Below are 23,656 nucleotides of genomic sequence, written 5' to 3' on the forward strand. Positions count from 1 at the left end.
ACCACCTCCGCGCGCCAGCAGAACGGATTCCCGCCTCCGGCGCCACCTTCCGCAGCGGCTTCAGGGAGCAAGCGCAATCTGTGACCCACTCGACGTTTTAACGAGCCGCCCCCTTCAGCGCACCCCGTCCTTAACAAGTCTTTACCAAGGACGCTGGTCTACAGGTGTAGCCTACATCATGCGCGGCTTAGCCGTCGGACCCGCCTGCTGAGATTTTCGCCCATGATGCGTTGACATTTCGCAAAGGGGGTCAAGAGGCAACGACCAAGCGTCGTTACACCCACCATCTGTCTTGCTCTTGCAACTGGCAATCCTATTGATCATAGGGTCCCACCATCATGGTCTCAGAAATGAAAATGAAAACCCGGCTCATCCTCGCCTTCGGCGTCATGATCCTATTCATCATAGCAGTCGGTGCCGTCGGCATCCTCAACGTCAATAGCCTGAAGAACAGCGTCGACGACATCGCGAACGATAAGTTTCCAAAGACCGTTTGGGCCAATAATCTCGTCGATGCGACCAACGCGATCTCGATGGCGATGAGCAACGCTGTCTTGTTCGAAGACCCGAGGCAAAGACTGCAACAGCTCGACGCGATTGAAGCAGAAAAGCGCAAGGCATCGAGCAATATGCAACGCCTCGAGGCATTGACTACGACCGAAGAGGGGAACGAGAAGCTCGATGCGCTAGCTGCGTCCAGGGATGAAAAGCTGCGTTACTACGAGCGCTTCATCGAGCTGGTTCGCGCGAACGAGATCGAGCAGGCTGAGGCGCTGCTGGTCGGTGAGATTCAGCAACTGCAGAGCGAATACCTCTCCAATACCGCCGCGCTGATCGAGCATGAGGAAGAGCTGATGAATCAGGCCGGCGCAGAGGCGCGTCAGCGCGCGACCATCACAACGACGATGATCGCCGTGGTCGCTGTCCTGGCACTCGTTGTCGCGATCCTGATCGCATTCGGGATCACCCGTAAGCTGATCCGGCAGCTCGGCGGCGAGCCGGCCTATGCGGCGGACCGGGTCAATGAGATTGCGGCCGGGCACCTCGATACGCCGATCGCGCTGCGCGACGGCGATGAGGCGAGCCTGCTGGCATCGTTGAAGGGTCTGCAGAATGTCCTCGATGCCTTCATCTCAGACCTGTTGACGCTGACCAAGCGGCATCAGGAAGGCTGGATCAACGAGACCATCGAGACCTCGCGCTACCCGGGTGCCTACGGCGAGATCGGCGAGAAGGTCAACCAGCTCCTTCGCGGCCATATCGACACCAAGACCCAAATGGTCGGCGTGATCACCGATTACTCACGCGGGAACTTCGCTCCCGATATGCCCCAGCTCCCCGGTGACGAGGCCAAGGTCACCGAGGCGATCGGCGCGGTCAAGCAGGGGCTGGTCAATGTCAGCCAGGAGATCAAGACCGTTGCGAGCGCGGGCTCACAGGGCAATTTCTCTGAGCGCGGCCGGGCCGATGATTACGACTTCATGTTCCGCGAGATGCTCAATGACCTGAATCAGCTGATGGAGAACTGCGAGGTCGGCTTCGTCGATGTGATGCGGGTCTCCAAGGCCATCGCCGAAGGCGATCTCACCCAGACGATCACCAAGGACTACCCGGGCGTCTTTGGCGAGACCAAGATGACGATCAATGAGACGGTGGCACGGCTGCGGGAGCTGGTCGGACAGATCCAACGCTCCGCCGAGTCGATCATGACCGCCTCGAAGGAGATCGCGTCGGGCAATGAAGACCTCTCCTCCAGGACCGAGCAACAGGCCGCGAACCTGCAGGAGACGGCCGCGAGCATGGAAGAGCTGACCACGACGGTCAAACAGAACGCCCAAAACGCCGACCAGGCGAATCAGGTCTCAACGATGGCCTCGGAGGCCGCGGACAAGGGCGGCGAGGTCATGCGCCAGTCGGTGGCGACGATGCAGGCGATCTCGGACGTCTCCGAGAAGATGTCCGACATCATCACCGTGATCGATGGCATCGCCTTCCAGACCAACATCCTGGCGCTGAATGCATCGGTCGAGGCCGCTCGGGCCGGCGAGCAGGGCCGCGGTTTCGCGGTGGTCGCCACCGAGGTCCGCAACCTCGCGCAGCGCACCGCCGAGGCCGCAAAGGAGATCACCAGCCTGATCACCGATGCCGGCGAGAAGGTCGACTCGGGTACCCGCTCGGTCGGGGACGCCGGCACCCGGATGGACGAGATCGTGACCTCGATCACCCGGGTGACCGACCTGATGAACGAGATCTCGGCCGCCAGCAAGGAGCAGTCAGCCGGTATCGAGCAGGTCAATCAGGCGACCACCGAGATGGAGACGGTCGCACAGCAGAATGCGGCGCTGGTCGAGGAGGCGGCGGCCGCCGCCGCCTCGTTGGATGAGCAGGCACAGCGCCTCGTCACGGCGGTCTCGGCCTTCAAGCTCGATCAGGGCGCGTCCGCGGATCGGTCCGCCGAGGGCCAAAGAGGCCGGGCAAGCTCCAGCACGTCCAGGCCGGAAGCAGCCCAGCAGAACGCGAAGCCCGGCACCAACATCCGCCCGATCCGAACAGAGTCACATCGCCATGCCGTTCAGGTCTCGACGCCCGAGGGCGCAACGGCCGAATGGGTGGAGTTCTGATCACGCATCGCTGAACCGCGACGCGAACGCGACCGAGGAGCCCTGCCGCGCCCGCCTGGGCGCGGCGCGCGCTCCGTGACGAGGCCATCTTGCATCAACTGAGCCAACCTGACGACATCCCCTCCGGCATAGCCCCCCTCCAGTCCCAACTGCGCAGCCCGCGCCAGCGCCTCCTCCTGCTGCTGGTGCTCGCATCACTGGCCGTTCTCGGTTATACGGTCGAGATCCCGCTGCTGTTCGGCGTCAACATCGTGCTCGGCTCCATCGCGGCCTTGTTGGCGCTGATGTGGCTAGGGCCGATGACGGGGCTCGGCATCGCCGCAATCGGCAGCAGCGCGACCTGGCTGTTCTGGGGCCAACCGGAGGCGATCCTCCCCTTCGTCGCCGAGCTCGCCGTCATCGGCTGGCTGCGTCATCGCGCCCGGCGCCGAGACCCACGCCCGCCGCCGCTCGCCGTGCTTGCCGCGCTCTACTGGTTGGTGATCGGCATTCCACTGGTCTTGGTCATCAACGGGTTCGTCCTCGGATTGGACTGGCCCGCGGCCTGGCTGCTCTCGATCAAGCACGCGCTCAACGGCATCCTCAATGCGGCGATCGCCGGGCTGATCACGCTCACCGTCGCCGGCCTCCGCCACGGTCGCCACAACATCACCTTCGGCCGCATCCTCTTCAATGTGCTGGTGCTGGCCCTGTTGGTCCCCACGCTGCTGTTCGCCGGTTGGCAGGACAGGATCATCAAGCAGCAACTGGAGACCGAGTACGCGCTGCGCGCCAAACTGGCCGGGACCAGCCTGATCCAAGCGCTCGCCGAGCGCATCCGCACCGACGGCATCGGCGAGGCCGAGCGCGAGAGGGCCCTGACCGGCCTCGACCAGACCCTGCGCGCGCAGCTCCCGGCGAACTGGGCACCGAGGCTCAGGCTCACCGCGCCGACCGGCTCCGAGGCAGAAGGCATCGGCTCGCGCCTCACCCGGACCACCGAGGTCGACGGGCTCTTCGTCACCCGTCCAGCGCAACCAGGACCCGCCCCACTGCGTTCCTGGCGCCAGGCCGTCTACCAGATCCGGCTGCCTCTGCCCTCATTGCCGAATGGAGAGCAAACGCTGACGCTCTCGTTCAGCGCCGACCCGCTGATCGACGAGCTCCGACGTCATACGCTGGTCGTGCTAGCGGTCTTGCTTGGCCTGACCCTGCTCGGCCTCGCGATCGCGGCCCAGCTCAGCAGCTGGCTGACGAAACCGATCCGTCAGCTGGTCCAGGCAACCCAGCAGCTGCCGACCGCGATCGCCGGCTCGCATATCCCGCCTCGGCTGCCGCCGATGTCGGTGCGCGAGACCGATGAGCTCGCCAAGAACATGACCGGCATGGCGGAGTCGCTGTGCGCGAGCTTCGAGCAGCTCGAACAGGAGAAGCGCCGTCAGGGCCAGCAGCAGGCGATCGCCGAGCTGCAGGCCAGATTGCTCTCAGTGCTCATCGCGCAAGAGACCGATGAAGCAGCCTTCGCCGATGCCCTCTGCGACGAGGTCAAGGACCTGCTGCCCGGCTACGGCTGCCTGCTGGTCAGACAGACCGCGAACGAAGGGCTCAAGCCGCTCGGAGCAGCCGCTCGCCAGGCCGAGCAGGCCGACCAGGCCGACCAGGCCCGGATCAGCCTACTGTCGTTGCTGGAGCAGCCTGGATTGGTCCAGTCCTGTCGCGAGGCACTGAGGAACGGGGCGCTCCAACCGCTCACCCTGGATGCAGCGGACTTGGGAACGCCCGGCAGCGCCGGCAGGACCCCGGGATTCGGGCTTGTGCTGCCGATCGCCAATGATACCGCCGTGCTCATTGCCGTCGAGCAGCACCCAGGCGCCGATGGCGAGCCGGACAGGGCCTTCGCCCGCCAGGCGTTGGAGGCCGCCGCAGGGCTCGCCGGCGTCGCCTTCGAAGCGCTGCAGCTGCGCCACCGGCATCAGGTACTGATCGAGGCGCTCTCGCAAGCGCAAACCGGCGTCGTCATCACCGAGCGCACCGACGGCGGCGACGATCTGATCAGCTATGTCAACAGCGGCTTCACGGCCATGACCGGTTATCAGCCGGACGAGGCCATCGGCCGCAATTGTCGGTTCCTGCAGGCCGAGGATCGGTTCCAGGAGGCGCGCGTGGAGCTCGGGACCGCGACCCAGCAGGGCGATGCCTGCAGCGTCATCCTGCGCAACTATCGCAAGGATGGCAGCCTGTTCTGGAACTCGCTGCACATCTCGCCGATGCGTGACCGCAACGGCGAGCTCACCCACTACATCGCCGTCCAGCAGGACATCACCGAGGCGATCGAGACCCTGGAGCAGCTCCGCGTCAGCGAGGCCCAACTGCGCGATGCCGAGGCCCGCTATCGGCTGATGATCGAGAATGTCGGCGACCTGATCGTCCGGATGGATACCGACGGCCGCTTCGAGTTCGTCAGCCCCTCCTATTGCCAGACCTTCGGCAAGACCGAGGACGAGCTGCTCGGTAGCGCCTTCATGCCTCAGGTGCACCCGGACGACCGCGCCGCGACGGCAGCGGCCATGGAGGCCCTGCGCTCGCCCCCGTATCGCTGCACCATCGAGCAGCGCGCCCAGACCATCCACGGCTGGCGCTGGTTCCAGTGGTCGAATACTGCCGTGCTGGACGACTGCGCCGAGATCGTCGGCGTGATCGGTGTCGGCCGCGATATCACCGAGCGCAAACAGGCCGAGCTCGCGCTGGCCGAGCGCGAGGTCATGGTCAGCGAACTGCTCGCGTTGGCCACGGGCTTCGTCCGGGTCTCCGACGAGACCCTGGATGCGACCATCGATCAGGCCCTCGCCCGCGTCGGCCAGTTCGTCCACGCCGACCGCGCCTACCTGTTCCGCCTCGACCCCGAGGCGGTCACGGTGACCAACAGCCATGAATGGACCGCCGAGGGCATCGACCCGATGTTGGAGCGAAACCTCGAGGTCCCAGTCGCCGATCTCCCGATGATGATGAAGGCGCTCGCCGCTGGCGAGCCGCTCTCGATCGAGCAGGTCGCCGAGCTCGACGACGACTGGGCCACAGAGCGTCAGCTGCTCGAGGGGCAGCAGGTGCAGTCGCTGCTGTTGGCGCCGGTCCGGCTCGAGGACGAGCTGTCCGGGTTCGTCGGCATCGAGGCCACCCGGGAGCCGCGCCAGTGGAGCACCGTCGAGACCCACTTCCTGCAGCTGTTCGCGAACATCTTTGCCGCCAGTGAGCAACGCTCGCGGTCGATCGCGGCCCTGAAGCAGAGCAACGACCGCTACGACGCCCTCGCGCGCCAGAGCCGAACGATCGCTTGGGAGCTCGATACCCACGGCCGCTTCACCTATATCAGTGATGTCTGCAGCTCGGTGATCGGTCTCCCGCCCGACGCGATCCTGGGGCGCCACTACACCAGCCTGATCGTCGAGCAGGAGCAGCCGGGCCGGACGGCCCGTGCTGCCGATGTGCTGGCCGAGCACCAGCCCTTCCAGGACTTCGTGGCCCCCTATCGGTCCAGTACCGGTGAGCTGGTCTGGCTCTCGACCGACGGCGCCCCGATCCTCTCACCGAGCGGCCAGTTCATCGGCTATCGCGGCATCACCAAGGACGTGACCGATCGGCAATTGACCCTCAAGCGCCTTGCCCGCAGCGAGGCCCGAATGAGCGCGATCTTCAACAACGCCCCCATCGGCATCGCGCTGATCGGACATGATCGGCGCCCGCTGATGGTCAACCGGGCGATGGTGAAGCTCCTCGGACGCAGTGCCGATACCCTGGTCCGGATGCGTTTCGAGGAGTTCACCCACCCCAACGATCAGCAGGCCGACATCCAGGCGTTCGACGAACTGCTCGCGGGCCAGCGCGCCGCCTATCGGCTGACCAAGCGCTACCTGCGCGCGGATGGGGAGGTGATCTGGTGTGATCTCAGGGTCTCGCTGCTGCCCGAAACGCCTGGCGGCAAGGCCATTCCGCTCGCGATGATCGAGAACACCACCGAGCTGCACGCGGCGCTCGAGCGCCAGCGGGCCGCCGAACAGGAGCTGGTCGAATACTCGGGGCAGCTCGAATCGCTGATCGACCTGGTCAATGCCTCGCAGACCTATGCCGAACAGGTGCAGGCGCTGCTGCATCTCGCGCGCCGCGCCCTCTCCGCCGATGCCAGCGCAATCGGCTTGTTGGGGCACGACAGCGAGCCCGAGTCGCGCTATCGGCTCCTGTTCGCCGTTCGCGCTGACGGCAACAGCTCGGGCCCGGCCGAGGGTCCCCTGCCGGATGTCCTACTCACCGAGGCCGAAGACCAGCCCGGCAGCCCGGTCATCGTCTCGAGCCCGCAGGAGGACCGCCCCGAGCCGAGTACCGAGACGCGGGTGACCACCATCGGGCTGATGCTCGAGAACACGACGCCGGACCGCGTGCATGAGCGGCTCCTGCTGACGCTGCAACAAAGCGGTGCGAAGCCGGCCCGGACCCTCGAGGTCGCCCAGCGCCAGCTCCTGCGCCTGGTCGCCCAGCGCATCGCCGCGGTCCGCTACCAGCATCAACTGCAGCAGAACCTGGTGCAGCTGCGCGAGCGCGAGACGATCGGCCATCTCGCCAGCGGCGTCGCCCACGACTTCAACAATCTGCTCGGCGTCATCGATGCCAATCTCTTCTTCGTTGCCGAGGGTTTCAGTGACACCCTCTGCAAGGACCCGGAGGTCGAGCAGGTCCTCGTCGAGACCCGCAGCGCGTTGAACCAGGCCAAGGTCATCACCTCCGGGATGCTGACGATGAGCCGATCCGGGGCTGCCCCGCTGGAGCTGACCGACCTGGCCGCGTTGATCGGGGAGCTGCAAGGCATCCTGAAGCAGGTCCTCCCGCCCAGAATCGACCTCGATGTCAGGGTTCCGGGGGAGCCGCGCGCCTTCACCAATCGCTCGTTCCTGCAATCGGCCCTGCTCAACCTGGCGCTCAACGCCCGCGACGCAATCCGCGAAGAGGGGCAGCTGACCCTCACCACCGAGCTCGTCCACTGGACCGGCACCGGGCCGCTGACCGTCGGCAAGCTGCCGCCGGTCGACTGTATCGAGGTCCGGGTGACCGACAACGGCAGCGGCATCCCGGCAAGGCTGCTCGGCCAGATCTTCGAGCCGCTGTTCTCGACCAAGGCGAAGAACCGCGGCCACGGTCTCGGGCTCTTCATGGTCCGCGAGTTCATCACCCGGACCCAAGCCGGGCTGATCGTCGAATCCGAGCCCGGCGAAGGGAGCTGCTTCCGCATCCTGCTGCCGACCCAGGTCCCGAAACCGCGTCAGGGGTCGACATCACCGGCGCCCGAGCAGATGCCGGCCCCGCCGGCGGCGGGCACGGACGCGCGTCTGAACCAGCGTATCCTGCTCGTCGAGGACGATCGGCGGGTCCGCGACGCCCTCACGCGACTGCTGAAGACCGGGGGGCTTACGGTCGAGACCGCGGATCACGGGCAGGATGCGCTGCAGCGGCTGGCGACGATGGAGCAGCCGGTCGACCTGGTCCTGTCCGATATCGCGATGCCGGCAATGGATGGGCTCGATCTCTATGCCTGCCTCACCGAGCAGTACCCGGACCTGCCGGTCATCCTGATGACCGGTCAGCAGACCCACTGGGAGCCACCGGTGAGCAGCCGCGGCGAGCCCGCGATGATCCTGCGCAAGCCGATCGAGCTCGAGACGCTGCAGGCCGCGATACGTGAGAAGACCGCCTCGGCGCGGGAGACCGCCTCGGCGCGGGGCTCGAGCTGAGCCTGCCAACGCCGGCCACCACCGATCATGATCCCAAACTTTCGACTCGGTCACGTCTTAACAACTCTTTACAACCGGCCTAGGCTGACGGGGTCTAGGCTATCCGATAGTCCATGACGACCATCCGCTCCGACGCCCTGAACTCGAGCCCGCTGCCAGGAAGCGCTCGCCGAGGCGGTGTCGGCCGACGCTCTGGCTCGGGCGCACGGGTTCCGGCGCACGGGTTCCGGCGCGGGGGCCCGGCGATCGAGCGGAGGGTCGATAGCAACTGCTATAGAGTAATACAATGCTTCTCAGCTGCTTAGACGATGATCCACGTATGGAGCGCACCCTGCGGCGCTTTGCCGGCGCCTTGGGTCATGAGGTCCGCTTCCAGACCAGCAGCGATGCGCTGCGGGCCGACCTGAGTCACAACCAGCCCGATCTGATCGTGCTCGATCTCAGCCTCGGCGCTGAAACCGGCCTCGACATTCTGGAATGGCTCGTCGAGCATCACCCGCAGATCCCGATCGTGTTCCTATCCGGCCAGGGTGACGAACTGCTGGACACCGCGCGCCGCATCGCGCAGGGGAATGGACTGACCGTCTCCGGCACCGTCAACAAGGCCAATATGGTGCGCGAGCTGCCCGACGTCCTGGCGCGGCGCAGCATGCCCGAACCCTCGAAGAAGGCACCACCGCCGCCGAAGGCCGAGGCCCCGCTCGATGTCGATGAGCTGCGCGCCCACCTGGCCGCGGGCCGCATTGAGCCCTACTTTCAGCCCATCGTCTCGGCGCGCACCCTGAAGCCGGTGGGCGCCGAGGTCCTGTCCCGGTTACGATTGCCTGACGGCACCATCCTCGGCGCCGGTGCGTTCATCCCGCTCGCGGAGCGCTCCGGCCTGATCATGGAGGTGACCCGCGTGCTCAGCGAGCGCTTGATCCAGCTCGCGCCTCAGTTGAGGCCGCTCGGGTTCGACTTCCTCTCGGTCAACCTCTCGGCTGCGAACGTGCAGGGCGAGGACGTGGCGGTGCTGATCAAACGGCTGGTCGATGCGTTCTCCGGCGGGACCCGGATCGTGATCGAGCTGACCGAGACCGCGATGCTCTCGGACCTGCAGCAGATGCGCGCGCTGACCAGCCATCTCCGGCTTGGCGGTGCCTCGCTGTCGATCGATGACTTCGGCGTCGGCTATTCGAGTATTCGCGCCCTCGCCGAGCTGCCCTATGACGCCCTCAAGATCGATCTCTCCTTCGTCGCCGAGATGTTCGACTCCGAAAAGGCGGCCAATCTGGTCGACTCCATGCTGCGGATGGGGCACAGCCTGAGCCTGGACGTCGTCGCCGAGGGCGTCGAGACCGAGGCCCAGCGGGATCGGCTGATCGCGATGGGTGTCGACCGGCTGCAGGGATACCTGTTCGGCCGCCCGATGCCGATCGATCAGCTCGTCTGCTCATCCGATCAACCGGATCAGCCCGCTGCCCGCGCGGGGTCTGAGCCGGGCTATCTGCGAGGCGCAAGGCCGAATCCCATGGCCGACTCCCCGGCCGGGCCGCACTAGACCAAGACGCCGCCGCTCGGGTTAACAAGTCTTTACCAACCTCTTAACCGAACTCGATTAGTCTATTCGCCATCGGATCGCCGAACGGCGTCGGAATGGCGTCAGACCAATCGATTGAACAGGTTTCGAGGAGAGCGACGGTGTCGAACAGTCCCAAGATAAAGGTCCTCTGCATCGATGACTCGGCCACGGTCCGCGAGCTGCTCGGCCGAATCATCCAGGCCCAGCCCGATATGGAGCTCGTCGCGTCCGCCGCGAACCCGATCGAGGGGAGAGAGTTGATCAAGCGCCACGACCCCGATGTGCTGACCCTGGATATCCAGATGCCGCGCATGGACGGCCTGGAGTTTCTCGATCGGCTGATGCGCCTGCGGCCGATGCCGGTCGTGATGATCTCATCCTCGACGCAGCCGGATTCGAAGGAGACCCGCCGTGCCTTCGAGCTCGGCGCGCGCGACGTCATCGCCAAGCCCAAGCTCGGACTGCGCGACGGCCTGCAGCGCAGCGGGGCCGAGATCGCCGAGCGCATCCGGACCGCGGCGCGCTCGCAAGCACGCTCTCAGCCACTGCTGCCAAGACCACGTCCGAAGGCCGAGCCAATCCAGCTCCCGGCACCGAGCGTGGCATGCCGCGACCACCTGATCGTGATCGGCGCCTCGACCGGCGGGACCGAGGCCATCCACGCGATCCTCAGCCGTCTGCCCAGTTCGGCACCGCCGGTACTGATCGCACAGCACATGCCCGCCGGGTTCACCCGGTCGTTCGCGGCGCGGCTCAACGCCAGCTCCAGGCTCAGCGTCCGGGAGGCACAGGATGGCGAGCCCTTGCTGGCCGGGCATGCCTATCTCGCCCCGGGCGATCGGCACCTGATGTTGGGCTGCAGCGACCGCGGCTATCGGATACAACTCGATGCCGGCCCGGAGGTGAATCGCCATCGCCCATCGGTGGACGTCCTGTTCCGCTCGGCCGCCCAGCGTGCGGGCAGCAACGCGACGGGCGTGCTGCTGACCGGCATGGGTAAGGACGGTGCGGCCGGGATGCTGGCGCTTCGCGACGAAGGCGCGACGACCATCGCTCAGGACGAGGCCAGCTCGATGATCTTCGGGATGCCGCGCGAGGCGATCGCGTTGGGCGCCGCCACCGAGGTGCTCGGCTTGGACGCGATCCCGGCGCGACTGACCGCCAGCCCGGCTGCAACGCGCCCGCCGCAACCCGGCTGGCAGCGCCCGGCAGCGGCGATCCGGGGCCGTTACCCGGGCGAGCCGCGGCGCTGCGCCCAGTGCCCACCCTGAGACCAGCTCATCAAGACGGAGGGGTCGATTGCCGGTTCGTTTGACGGCCCAATATGCCGCAGCGGCCAGCCGAGACCGGGACGACCGGGCTGGCCGCGACGGCTTGCGATTCGCGTCCGACAGCATCACCATTGGCTTCGCCCGCAGACTGGAGGCATTGTTGCCTTCGGCCGCACTGGAAGCCAACGACTGACTGCTGCCTGATCTGCCTGAGCCCTAGGACGCGCCCTGATGAGTCGACCCGCTCGCACGCTGATGTCTCGCGTGCGCTGGAAGCCGCAGCCGATCCCCGAGATTCTCCGCTTTCTGTCCCTGCTGCTGCTGTTGGCGACCCTGGCCGCCGCCGGCAGCTACTTCGAACTCCCGCTGTTCTTCGGCCTGCGCTTCTCGTTCGGCCTGGTTGCGGTCTTGCTGGCGCTGGTCTGGCTCGGGCTACCGGCGGCGCTCGTCGTTGCCGCGGTGCAGTGCAGCACGACATGGCTGCTCTATGGGCAGCCCATCAGCTTCCTGCTGGTCGGCAGCCTGACCCTCTTCGTCGGGGCACGGCTGGCCTGGGCGCGACGCCGCGGGCAGGGTCCGCCGAGCCTCGCGCTCAGCGTCAGCGCCTATTGGCTCCTGCTGGGCATCCCGCTGGCGCTCGCATACGCCCTCTCCTGGATCGCTGTCGAGCCTGGACTCGCGGCGGCGGTCCTGATGCAGAAGGCCATCAACGACCTGGTCGCCGCGCTCCTCGCCGAACTCATCGTGCTTGCCGTCGGCAGCCTCCGGCGGCATCAGGCCAGCCTGTCCAATCGTCATGTCTTGTTCGTGCTGCTCACCGCGGCAACGCTGCTTCCGGCCTTCAGCCTCGTGGTCCTCGGCGTCCGCGACCTCCAGGGCCAGCTCGAGGAGAGCCTGCGGCAGGAGCTGCGTCTCTATACCGCGCTCGCCGCCGAGACCCTGACAGCGGGAGGCAACCAACCAAACGGCCAAACCAATGCCCAAGCCAATGGCCAAACCGGCGCGCCAGCGGCAGGCCAAGGACCCCGGCAAGGAAGCAGCCAGAGCAAGACCCTGGAGCAACGGTTGGAGACCTTGCTCACCGACAACCTGCCGGCCGCGGCGGACCCGAAGATTCGGCTCCTGCCGACAGCAAGCGCCGAGCTCGAGGCCCCGCCCGACGCGATCATCGCCCGTCGAGACGGGTTGCTATTGGTCAATGAACGCACCGCGCGGCCATCGACCTGTTCAGACTGGAACCAGATGCGCTATCGGCTGAGCGTGCCCCTGCCGCCGACGGCGGCCCAAGGCACCATCCAGGTCGACCTCAGCGCTCGGCTCATCAGGGCGCAGCTCTGCGCCTCCCTTCGGCTCTGGCTCGTCGCGCTGCTGTGCTGGACAGCGCTGGCCATCCTCACCGCGCACTGGCTGAGCCGCCGGCTCGCGGCGCCGCTGCAGACAGTGATCGGGCTCGCCGATCTGCTACCGGCCCTGGTCGATTCCGGCCGGCCCATGCCGCCGCCCCCCAAGAGCCCGCTCAAGGAGGAGGTCGATGCGGGCCGGGCGATGATCGCCCTAGGCAACCGCCTGCGAACCACCTTCGGGGCGCTGGCGAGAGAACGGGATCTGCAGCAAGAGCAGCGCGCAATCGCCGCGCTCCAGGCCGAGACCCTGGGCGAGCTGATCGCCACCGATGCCGATGGACGAGAGATCGCCGAGCGGCTCTGCCAACGCATCGCTGAGCTCGTGCCGACCCATCAATGCAGCCTGGTGCTTGCGAACGCGAGCGGCACCCTGGAGGTCTTGGCCGCGCCGGGCCTGGATGCGCAAGGCATCGCGCAGCGCAATGAGCGGCTCGCCGAGCGTCCCAACCATTGCCCCCAGGGGAACGTCGACTGTGCCTATCACCAGGCCTTCGAATCGGCGGCATTCAGCGCCAATGCCTGGCAGGCACAGCGTCCCGACGCCCGGCGCCCAAGCCCCGACCCGGTGCCGAGCACCCCGAGCACCTGCTGGTGCCAGCCGGTGCGCGGCCAGGATGGCCGTGCCGTCGGCGTGCTCTCGCTCACCGGAGCGGAACCGGCCGTGCCGAGCCGCCTCGCGCGGGCGTTGCTGGAACACGGCGCCTCGCTGGCGGCGATCGCGCTGACCCATCTGCAACTGCGGCGCGATCATCAGATCCTGATGGAGGCGCTCTCACAGGCCGATACCGGGATCGTCGTCGCTGAGCACGCCCAAGGGGGCGATCACCCGGTGCGGTTCGTGAGCAAGGGCTTCGAGAGCCTGACCGGCTATCGCGCCGAAGAGGCCCTGGGTCAGGACTGCCGGTTCCTGCAAGGCACCGATCGGGACCAGCCGGAGCGCGCGCTGATCCGCGAGGCCCTGGATGAGGGCCGTCCCTGCCAGGTGACGCTGCGTAACTACCGCAAGGACGGCAGTCTGTTCTGGAACGCCCTCAGCCTCACGCCGGTGACCGATTCCAACGGGGCGATCACCCATTTCATCGGCGTGCAGCGCGACGACACCGAGCGTCAGCGCACGCTGGCGCGGCTCAGCGCCAACGAGGCGCAGCTGCGCGAGATCACCGACACCATCGAGGAGGTCTTCTGGGTCCAGGAGATCGGCAGCGACCGGCTGAGCTATATCAGCCCCGCCTTTGAGAGGGTCTGGGAACGCCCGGTCGAGACCATCCTCGCCGACAGCGAGGTCTGGCGTCGGAGCCTGCATCCCGAGGATCGGGAACGGATGCTCCACGCCCAGGCCGAGGTCCCCGCCGACGGCAGCCTCAAGTCACTCGAATACCGCATCCTGACCCCGGACGGACGACTCAAGTGGATCAGCGACCGCCGCTTCCTGGCCCGCGACGTACAGGGTCGTGCGCGCCGGGTGGTCGGTGTCGCCGCCGAGATCACCGAGCGCAAGCACTCCGAGCTCGCGCTCCGCGAGCAGCGCCAGCGCCTCGAGCAGATCATCGCCGGCACGCGCGTCGGCACCTGGGACTGGCGCATCGCCACCGACCGCGTTCACTGCAACGAGCGCTGGGCCGCGATGCTCGGCTACCGGCTGGAGGAGGTCGAGCCGATCACCAGGGCGACTTGGCGCGCACTGGTCCATCCGGATGACCTAGAGGCTGCCGAACACCGGCTCGAGGCCCACTTCAACGATGAGCGGACGCTCTTCGAGTGTGAGTTTCGGATGCGTCACAAGGATGGGCATTGGGTCTGGATACAGTCCACCGGCCGGCTCGTCGAGCGCAGCCCCGATGGTCGGCCGCAGCGGGTCATCGGCATCCACCTGGAGATCACCGAGCGCAAGCAGGCCGAGCTGGACCTGATCCACCGCGAGCGGCTCGAGCGCGAGATGGTGGCACTGACCACGCGCTTCGTCGACACATCGGACCAGCCCTTCGACAGCCTGGTGCAGGAGGCGTTGGCGAAGGTCGGGGACCTGACCGACTCCGACCGCGCCTACCTGTTCCAGATCGACCGCAACGCCAACAGCGTCAGCAATCGTTACGAGTGGACCGCGCCGGGCATCGAGCCGATGATCGCGACCCTGCAGCAGATCCCGGCGAGTGACCTGGAGATGCTGTTGAGCGCCCTCGAGGCAAGCGATCTGGTGATGGTCCCGCAGATCAGCGACCTGCCCGAGCGCTGGGCCCCGCTCCGTCAGGACCTGGAGCGCCAGCAGGTCCAGTCCCTGATCACGGTCCCGCTGATCGAGAAGGACCGTCTGCTGGGCTTCATCGGCTTGGATGCGGTGCGCGAGGAACGCGACTGGTCCGGCCCGGATGTCCATATCCTGCGCGTGCTCGCCGGCGCACTGGTCGGCGCCCTGGAGCGTGAGCGCGTGCTCACGGAGCTGCGCGCCAGCACCGAGCGCTACGACGTGCTGGCTCAGCAGAGCCGGATGATGACCTGGGAGGTCGACCTCCAAGGCACCTACACCTATGTCAACCCGGTGGCCGAGACCCTGCTCGGCTATGCGGCCGAGGAACTGGTCGGGCGCAAGGCCTTCTATGAATTCATCCCGGAGCCCGAGCGCACCGAGACCAAGGCGCGTGCATTCGCGCTGATGGCCCATCATCAACCCTGTCGGGACTTCGTCTGCCCCTACCTCAATGCCAGCGGCAGACGGGTGTGGACCAGCACCGATGCCCTGCCGATCTTTGCCGACGACGGGGCACTGGTCGGCTATCGCGGCAACACCTTGGACATCACCGATGTTCAGCGCGCCGAGTCCGAGCGCCGCGTCGCGGAACAGGCGCTGCAGCGCTACGTCGAGCAGCTCGAGCAGTTGGTCAATCTGAGCAACCGCGGTCTGGACAGCACCAAGGAGACCGCCGCGCTGCTCGACATCGCCACCGATGCGCTCGGGATGGCGGTTGGCGAGGCCGGCTGGTACAGATCGAACCATCCCTACCAGCGCCTGGCCTGTGTTCCCAGCGCAGCGGATGGACCGGCCGAATCGGTCGCGCGCGGGTCGATCGAGACCCTCTTCGCCGCCACTGCGGCCTTTGACCGACCGCAGTTGATCTCCGGCGCCTCACTGCCCGACTCGCTGCGCAGCGAGGGTTACGCCTGCGTCGTCGCGCTCGCATCGCGCTGCACAGGCGATGCCCCTCAGCCCTGCTGGTTGCTGACCCAGCTCTACAGCAAGCAGGCGCGCTCCGGACTCAGCGGCGCCGAGCGCGAGCTGCTGCGCTTCATCGGCCAACGGATCGCCGCGATCGAGCACGAGGCGCAGCTCGCGCGCGAGCTGGTCAGCGCCAAGGAGCGCGAGACCATCGGCCATCTCGCCAGCGGCGTTGCCCACGACTTCAACAACGTGCTCGCGGTTCTCGATGCCAACCTCTATTTCCTCCGCAGCTTCATCAGCCCCGATGCGCTCGGCGAGGACAATGCTCAGGTGATCGACGAGATGAACAGCGCCCTTGGTCAGGCCAAGGTGATCACCTCTGGGATGCTCGCCCTGAGCCGGGCCGGCGGGGTGCCCATGCGCACGACGGAGCTCGAGCTGCCGCTGGCGGAGCTCGCGGACATCCTGCGCATGATGCTGCCCGAAACGGTGGACTGGCATCTGGAGATCGAGCCCGGGCTCAGCGCGAGCACCAATGCCGGTTTCCTGCAGGCAGCGCTGCTCAATCTGGCACTCAATGGCCGCGACGCGATGCCCAAGGGCGGCACGCTCCAGGTCTCCGGTCAGCGTGAGCGCTGGTCCGGCGATCCGCCGCTGATGGTCGGCGAGCTTCGAGCAGGCGACTACGCCGTTCTGAGGATGCGCGACAGCGGCATCGGCATGAGCGAGACGACCCTCGCGCGCATCTTCGAGCCCCTGTTCTCGACCAAGACCAAGCAACGCGGGCACGGACTCGGGATGTTCATGGTGCGCGAGTTCGTGGTGCGCTCCGGCGCCGGACTGGCGGTGCGCTCGACGCCCGGCGCCGGCACCGAGTTCCAGTTCCTGCTGCCGTTGGCCGATCCCGGTTTGGAAGAACACGCCTAGGCGCATGATCCCGGAACGGATAGGCTATCAGCCTCTTTTCCCGTAGCCTGATCCAGGCCGACTACCGGAGGCGAATCCATGCTGGGTAGCGAACCGCAATCAAACGCCGTCGACTCTGTCGAAGGCATCCAGGAGACCGTGCTGAGGTTATCCGCGGACATTGGAACCATGGCCGACCGCATCGGTGAGATGGCCGATCGCATCGGCCAGATGGCTGACCGGATCTTGGAAACCCAACGCATACAAAGCGACAACCTGAAGACCTTTCAGGAGAACAGTCTCGAGATGGCGCGTATCCTCAGCGACCAGCTCACGGCCAATCAGCGGCTGGTGGCGCAGGTCATCGAGAAGCTCGGCGACTAGGATGGCGGCGCTTCCTGACCGTCAGGAAGCGCCGAAGCCTTTGCGTCACCCTCAGGCGAGTCGCCCGCCGCGGCATTCCTCGGCGAGCGCGTGGATCTGGGCAATGGTCTCTTCGGACAGTGGAGCGAAGCCTTCTGCGAGCCAATGGAGGGCCTGCTCGCGCTCACCCTGGATGACATGACGCAAGACGTCGCCGGCGCAGCGATGGAATTGCGCGTGCTTGTCGCGCAGCACCTGATAGGCGCCTGCCGCCTCGAAGCGCTGCCCTTCACCATAGATCCATTGCCCGAGGGTGCAGCGGTCGTCGCAGGAGACCGCCTCCGGGTCCTGCGGCTCGGCCCGTCCCTCGACCACGCGTCTTAGGCGCTTGGACCATTGTTTGTGAACGTAGACGAACTCGTCGAAGTCGACGTCCTCGCAACGATCACCCAGCTCGAGCTCACTGCGTTCTTGCGTCTCCATCAGGTTGAACACCGCGATCGTCTCACGGAGCCGCTGCACCTGTTCCTCTAGGCTTGCCGCGGCCGCGGCCGCCTGTTCCACGAGCGCGGCATTGCGCTGGGCGACATCATCCATCTGCTGGATCGCTTGCGTCATCTGATCCACGCCTGTGCCCTGCTCGCGGGCCGCGTCGGCGATCTCGGTCACCAGCCCGACCACCTGCTGGAAGCCGCCGACCATGCCCTCGATCGTGGTGCCGGCCTCGCGCACCAGCTCGGCACCGGCATCGACCTGAGCGACGGATTCGCTGATCAGGGCCTTGATCTCCTTCGCTGCATCGGCGCTGCGCTGCGCCAGCTTCCTGACCTCGGTCGCCACGACCGCGAAGCCGCGCCCCTGCTCGCCCGCCTGGGCCGCCTCGACAGCCGCATTGAGCGCCAGGATGTTGGTCTGGAAGGCGATGCTGTCGATCATTCCGATGATGTCGGCAATCCGGTGGCTGGATGCCTGGATGCTGCTCATGGTCTCAACCGCGCGTGCGACCTGTGCCCCGCCGGCGACCGCCTTGTCGTTGGCCTCGCTGACCAGCCGCTGCGCACTGGCGGCGTTCTCGGCCGTGTGTTGGATCGAGGCGTTGAACTGCTCCATCGAGCTCGAGGTCTCCTCCAGACTGCTTGCCTGCTGCTCGGTGCGCTCCGAGAGATCGGCATTGCCGGCGGCGATCTCGTGCGAGGCCGAATTGATCGCATCGGTCGCGTCGAGGATCTGCGCGACCAGCCGCTCCAATTGGGCCACGGTGCCGTTGGTGTCATGCTTGAGCTCGGCGAACTGGCCCTTGTAGCGCGCATCGATGGTCTGGGTCAGATCGGCTCCGGCCATCGCCTTGAGCACCCGGGCGAGGTCATTGACCGCACTGGAGACGATCTCACACAGATGGTTCATCCCCTCGAACAGATCGAGGAAGAGCCCCTCCTTGCCCGCAAGATCGATGCGACGGCTGAAGTCGCCGTGCGCGACGGCGTCCAGGAGCTCGTCCAGCTCGGCCTCGGCGACCACCTCGGCGGTGCGATCGACCCACTCGATCACGGTGCCCAAACGCGCTCCGTCGGTGTCCCATACCGGATTCGCGGTCAGCCGGAAGCTGCGCGGGCCGAGCCGCATCTGGTGCACGTAGGTCCCGATCAGCCCGTCCAGCACCGACTGCTGCCTGTCCGGGTCTTCATGGAGCTCGCCGAAGTGGCGCCCGATCAGCGGCTCGGCACTGAACCCCGGGCGCACCTGACGAATATCGGCCTCGGCCTCGCGCAGCATCCGGCTGAAGGCATCATTGGCATAGACCAGCAGGCCGTTGCGGTCGGCGATCATCAGGCTGGTCGAGGTCTGGTTCAGCGCGCCGGTGATGCGCTGCATCTCCCGGGCAAGCCGCTGATCCGCCGAAGCCCGGTCGGCCAGCGTTTGCTGCATCCGCTCGACGGTCTCGAGCAGGGAGCCGATCTCGTCCCGGCGCCCGTGCTCGATAGCGCTGTCGAAATCGCCCTGGCCGATGCGCTCCAGCGTCGCGACGACGCGACGCAGCGGCCTGGTCACCATCCGGCTCGTCAACAGCGCGAAACCGAGGCCGCAGACAACGAGCAGACCGCCCGCACCGGCGAGCAGCAGGTAGCGTGTCTGCAGCTGTAGCCCATCGATCTGACTGAGCCCCCAGGCGAAGGCCAATAAGAGGACGGCAATGAAGAGGAAGACCAGCCCGGTCAGCTTCATTGCCAGTGATCCCATCCAGTGCTGCAGTGGCTTTGGCATAACAGATCGTGCTCGATTCTTGTCGGAGTTCACAGGGTCGAGCCGTGGGCCGGAGCAGGCCAGCCGGCGTGCTGCCGCTCTGCCCCGCTGCAGACGCCCGCCGAGGACGGCCGCTCCGTCCGATAACGCCTCGATTTGGGGCTGGGGATGCTACGACAGATCGGCCGTTCAGGCTACGTAGCAGCCCGGACAAGTGGCGACCAGGATAAGTGGCGACCAGGCCACCCAGCGGCCAGGCCATGCATTGCCAAGAGGCCCTATCAAAACGGCCGCCTGACTCACCCGAGCGGCTGATCGATCTGACCGACGGTGCAGGCCGTTCAACCCCCCGTTTCGACGCTGAAACCTGCGCCATCGTCCTGCAAGCCGCCACGTCACAGTTGCGACAGTGCAGCCAAATCCCGTGTCGGATCTGCTCCAGCGGATGCGCGAGCATCGCCTGAGCATCGTTCAAGATCCCGAAAGCGCAGCGTTTTTTGTTTTCGGCCCAAGTCTTGCCTAGCAGGTTCATCCAGACCAGTCGTATCGGAGTCCCGACCGATGGTGATCCCCAACGCTGCGACGACCCCTCGGGTCTACATCAACGACACCACCTTGCGCGACGGCGAGCAGTCGGCCGGTGTTGCCTTCTCGCTCGATGAGAAGCTCGCGATCGCGCGCGGGCTCGACGCCCTCGGCGTGCCCGAGCTCGAGGTCGGCATCCCGGCGATGGGCGCCGACGAGCGCGAGTCGATCCGCGCTGTCGCCGCGCTCGGGCTCGATGCGCGCCTGATGGTCTGGGCGCGGATGTGCAGCGCCGACATCGACGCCTGCGACGGACTCGGCGTCGACCTGGTCGATCTCTCGATCCCGGTCTCGGATCAGCAGATCGCGCGCAAGCTCGGCCGTGACCGCGCCTGGGTGCTCGATTGTATCGCGCATGAGGTCCGGATCGCCCGCGACCAGGGGCTCGAGGTCGGCGTCGGCTGCGAGGATGCCTCGCGCGCCGAGCCGGACTGGCTCAAGCAGGTTGCCGAGACCGCGCAGGCCGCCGGCGCCCGGCGGCTGCGCTTCGCCGATACCGTCGGCCTGCTCGACCCGTTCGCGACCTTCGAGCGCATCCGCGATCTGGCCAGCGTCTGCGACTGCGAGATCGAGATGCACGCGCACGACGACCTCGGGCTCGCAACCGCGAACACCCTGGCCGCAGTGCGCGCCGGCGCGAGCCATGTCAACACCACCGTCCACGGCCTTGGCGAGCGTGCTGGCAACGCCGCGCTCGAGGAGGTCGTGATGGGGCTCAAGCACGTCCATCGGATCGCGACCGGCGTCGACCTGACCCGCTTCGCGTCCTTGTCGAAGCTGGTCGCCCAGGCATCGGGCCGGCCGGTCGGCTGGCACAAGAGCCTGGTCGGCGACGGCGCCTTCACCCATGAGGCCGGCATCCATGTCGACGGCCTGCTCAAGGACCCGCTGAACTACCAGGGCATCGACCCGGCCGAGGTCGGCCGCAGCCACCGGATGGTGCTCGGCAAGCACTCGGGCAGCCAGGCGGTGCGGATGGCCTACGCGCAGATGCTGCAGCTGGAGATCGACGCGAGCCAGGCTGCGCAGGTCCTGCCGCGGCTGCGACGGTTCGTGACCGAGACCAAGCGCGCGCCGGCGAGCGGCGACCTGTTGCGCTTCCTCGAGCCGAGCCGGCCCGCGCCCGCTGCCGTCAATCGTCTCGACTAGCCATGGACCTACTCGAACTCGACGGTGAAGGGCTCTATTTCGAGCACCCGCTCCCGGCCGACGTCCAGGCGTTGATCGCCGAGAGCAGCGCGCACTATCGGACGCTCGCCGCCGATGCGCGCGAGGAGGACGAGATCGAGCCGGCGCGGGTCGATGCGGCCGAGTGGGCGCTACTGCGCGCCCATCTGCGCGCGCCCGAGCATCTATCGGTGATCGTCGCGCTGTATCGGTTCTTCTACTACCGCCATCGCTATGACGAGGCGCTGTTGATGGCCGAGCGCGCGATCGTGCTGAGCTGCCGCCAGCTCGCCCTCGACGATGACTGGCGCCGGCTCGGCCAGGCCGAACTCGAGGCCGCCGCGCAGCGCTCGATGTCGACGACGCGCTTCCTGCTGCTCGCGCTCAAGGGCGCCGGCTGGCTACTGCTGCGACAAGACCGGCCCGAGGCGGCCCGCGAGCGCCTATCGCCGGTCGTCGCGTTCGACAGCGAGGATCGGCTCGGCGCCCGCGACCTGCTGGGCTGGGCCGAGAAGGCAGCGACGCGCGCCCAGGTCGAGGCGGCCGGTGACAACGTGCACCTGCTCGGCGATTGAGCCGGTACCGGCGCAGGCCTCCATGCAACCGATCGATCCAACCAGTGAACACACCAGCCACCCGCTCCAGGGAGACCAGTATGACCCCTCTCGACCAAGACCCACAGCACCCGCCCGCGTCGCTCGACGACTTCGAGTGCGAGCTCGACGAGCTCGAGAGCGCCGAGGATTTCCTCAACTACTTCGGTATCGGCTTCGAGCCCGCCGTGGTCCAGGTGAACCGGCTGCACATCCTGCAGCGGTTCCACGACTACCTCGATGAGATCGAAGAGCTGCCGGACAGCGCGCCGACACGCTATCGCCTCTATGCGGACCTCTTGCACGGCGCCTACCGGGACTTCGTCACCTCGGATGCGCGCACCGAGAAGGTCTTCCGCGTCTTCCAGAGGGCACAGCCGCGTCAGGTGAGCGTCGGGCTCGACCAGCTCCTCGCCAGCCGCACCAACCCAGCGAACGGACCGAGCCAAGATGCGCCCACGATTTGACTATGGCGACGAGGTGCGTCTGCTGCGCAATGTGCGCAACGACGGCACCTACCCGGGCGAGCCGACCGGTGCGCTGCTGATCCGTCGCGGCCGCACCGGCTTCGTGCGCGATGTCGGCACCTTCCTGCAGGACCAGATCATCTACACCGTCCACTTCCTCGACGACGACCGGCTGGTCGGCTGCCGCGACGAAGAGCTGCAGCCGGCCGCCGATCCCTGGACACCGAGCCGCTTCGAGACCCGTGACAAGGTCGCCGCACGCCTCGCGCTCGGCCGCGGCGGTCGGGTCCTGGTCGAGCAGGGGCGGGTCGGCGATGTGGTCCGGGTGCTGCGCAGCCCAGCCGAGACCGAGCCCTTCGGCGAGGTCGCCTACCAGGTGCAGTTCCCCGGCTGCAGCCTGCTCCAGGTGCCCGAATCGGCGCTCGATCCAGCGCCAGCCCCAGCTCAAGCCCCAGCTCAAGCCCCAGCGACGCCGACAGTCAGCGATCCCGCAACCGCCGCGACCACGACCACCCCCGACACGACCAACCCCGACGCGATCAATCCCGACGCGATCAATCCCGAGCAGACGGAGCAGAGCCTATGAGCCCATCGCACGCGCTCGCCGACACCACCGCTACGGAGCAGCCGGCCGAGCGCGAGCCCGACGGTTACCGCTATCACCTGCTGCGCGCCGCGACCGAGCGCTTCCAGCGCAACATCCCGGCCCTGAGCGATGACGAGCACCGACAAGCCGAGACCCTGGCCCAGCGCAGCTTCGCCCTCGAGGAGCTGGTCCTGCACAGCCCGGAGGCGGCCGACGTCCTGATCCCGGAGACCCAGGTCCAGGGTGCCTTCGACGCCGTCGCCGAGCGCTACGCCAACAGCGCCGAGCTCGAGTCAGACCTCGCCCACAACGGCCTCGATCCCGAGCAGCTGCGTCGGGCGTTGCGCCGGGAATTGCTCTTCGACGCCGTGATGCAGCGGGTGGGCGCGCAGCATGCGCCGATCACCGAGGCCGACGAGCGGCTCTTCTACGAGCTGCATCACGATCGCTTCGCGACGCCGGAGACCCGCAGCGCCCGTCATATCCTGATCACCACCAACGACGACTATGCCGAGAACACCCGTGAGGCGGCCCGCGCCCGCCTTGAGGCCATCGCCGCCCGGCTGAATGCAGCCGACGCCGAGGCTGGCGGCGACGCCAAAGCGGTCGAGCGATTCGCCGAGCAGGCCAAGCGCGCGTCGGAATGTCCGACCGCGCTCGAGGGCGGCCGGCTCGGGAAGGTCCGCCGCGGCCAGCTCTACCCCGAGCTCGATGCCGCCCTGTTCGCCCTGACCGCTGGCGCCATCAGCGAGATCGTCGAGACCGAGCTCGGCTTCCATCTGCTCCTCTGTGAGACCGTGGAGCCGGCCCAGACCTTGGCGTTCTCGCAGGTACGCGCCGAGATCCACGAAGCCCTCGAGCGGCGCCGCCGCAAGGAACAGCAGCGCCAATGGCTAGCGGGTCTGCAGCCCTGAGACGGAGGACAGGTGCCAGTGCCTGATGCCTGATGCCTGATGCCTGATGCCTGATGCCTGATGCCTGA

The 23,656-nt window shown here is 67.0% G+C and carries 12 protein-coding genes; 11 read left to right on the forward strand and 1 reads right to left on the reverse strand.

The annotated features are described in order from the left end of the window. Nucleotides 1-350: 350 nt before the first annotated feature. The 6 genes from CKO40_RS24855 to CKO40_RS05565 all read left to right on the forward strand — a co-directional run bounded on the left by CKO40_RS24855 (nucleotide 351) and on the right by CKO40_RS05565 (nucleotide 17,056). Nucleotides 351-2,621, forward strand: a complete 2,271-nt coding sequence (locus CKO40_RS24855; protein WP_276570784.1) for a methyl-accepting chemotaxis protein — start codon at nucleotides 351-353, stop codon at nucleotides 2,619-2,621. An 89-nt stretch (nucleotides 2,622-2,710) separates the two neighbouring features. Then, the gene (locus CKO40_RS05545) at nucleotides 2,711-8,377 is read left to right on the forward strand and encodes a PAS domain S-box protein (protein WP_200345195.1); all 5,667 of its coding nucleotides are present in this window, start codon (nucleotides 2,711-2,713) and stop codon (nucleotides 8,375-8,377) included. A gap of 286 nt (nucleotides 8,378-8,663) precedes the next feature. Continuing rightward, nucleotides 8,664-9,917: an EAL domain-containing response regulator gene (locus CKO40_RS05550; protein ID WP_200345196.1), complete on the forward strand. Its 1,254-nt coding sequence runs from the start codon at nucleotides 8,664-8,666 to the stop codon at nucleotides 9,915-9,917. A 140-nt stretch (nucleotides 9,918-10,057) separates the two neighbouring features. Continuing rightward, entirely contained in the window at nucleotides 10,058-11,209 is a 1,152-nt protein-coding gene (locus CKO40_RS05555; RefSeq protein ID WP_338074126.1) for a protein-glutamate methylesterase/protein-glutamine glutaminase, read from the forward strand. Between the two features lie 231 nt (nucleotides 11,210-11,440). After that, a complete protein-coding gene (locus CKO40_RS05560; protein ID WP_200345198.1) occupies nucleotides 11,441-16,693 on the forward strand; it encodes a PAS domain S-box protein in 5,253 nt (1,750 codons plus the stop codon). Between the two features lie 78 nt (nucleotides 16,694-16,771). Continuing rightward, nucleotides 16,772-17,056, forward strand: a complete 285-nt coding sequence (locus CKO40_RS05565) for a hypothetical protein (RefSeq protein ID WP_200345199.1) — start codon at nucleotides 16,772-16,774, stop codon at nucleotides 17,054-17,056. A 51-nt stretch (nucleotides 17,057-17,107) separates the two neighbouring features. On the opposite strand, the gene CKO40_RS05570 is transcribed toward CKO40_RS05565, so the two are convergent. Beyond that, complete coding sequence (locus CKO40_RS05570; protein ID WP_200345200.1) at nucleotides 17,108-19,297, reverse strand: methyl-accepting chemotaxis protein; 2,190 nt, start codon at nucleotides 19,295-19,297, stop codon at nucleotides 17,108-17,110. Nucleotides 19,298-19,837: 540 nt separating this feature from the next. Between CKO40_RS05570 and nifV the strand changes: the two genes are divergently transcribed. The 5 genes from nifV (at nucleotide 19,838) to nifM (ending at nucleotide 23,588) form a co-directional block, all read left to right on the forward strand. Beyond that, nucleotides 19,838-21,010, forward strand: a complete 1,173-nt coding sequence (gene nifV, locus CKO40_RS05575) for a homocitrate synthase (RefSeq protein WP_200345201.1) — start codon at nucleotides 19,838-19,840, stop codon at nucleotides 21,008-21,010. A gap of 2 nt (nucleotides 21,011-21,012) precedes the next feature. Continuing rightward, complete coding sequence (locus tag CKO40_RS05580) at nucleotides 21,013-21,603, forward strand: hypothetical protein (RefSeq protein ID WP_200345202.1); 591 nt, start codon at nucleotides 21,013-21,015, stop codon at nucleotides 21,601-21,603. A gap of 80 nt (nucleotides 21,604-21,683) precedes the next feature. Then, nucleotides 21,684-22,088 (forward strand): nitrogenase-stabilizing/protective protein NifW, encoded by a 405-nt coding sequence (gene nifW / locus CKO40_RS05585; RefSeq protein ID WP_200345203.1) that lies wholly within the window; start codon nucleotides 21,684-21,686, stop codon nucleotides 22,086-22,088. Beyond that, nucleotides 22,072-22,674 carry a nitrogen fixation protein NifZ gene (locus tag CKO40_RS05590; protein ID WP_200345204.1) on the forward strand — a complete coding sequence of 201 codons (603 nt, stop codon included), beginning with the start codon at nucleotides 22,072-22,074 and terminating at the stop codon, nucleotides 22,672-22,674. Before nifW ends, CKO40_RS05590 begins: the two co-directional genes overlap by 17 nt. After that, complete coding sequence (gene nifM / locus CKO40_RS05595) at nucleotides 22,671-23,588, forward strand: nitrogen fixation protein NifM (protein ID WP_200345205.1); 918 nt, start codon at nucleotides 22,671-22,673, stop codon at nucleotides 23,586-23,588. Before CKO40_RS05590 ends, nifM begins: the two co-directional genes overlap by 4 nt. The last annotated feature ends 68 nt before the right edge of the window (nucleotides 23,589-23,656 follow it).

The sequence above is a fragment of the Halochromatium glycolicum genome (genome assembly GCF_016584085.1).
Classification (GTDB): Bacteria; Pseudomonadota; Gammaproteobacteria; order Chromatiales; family Chromatiaceae; genus Lamprobacter; species Lamprobacter glycolicus.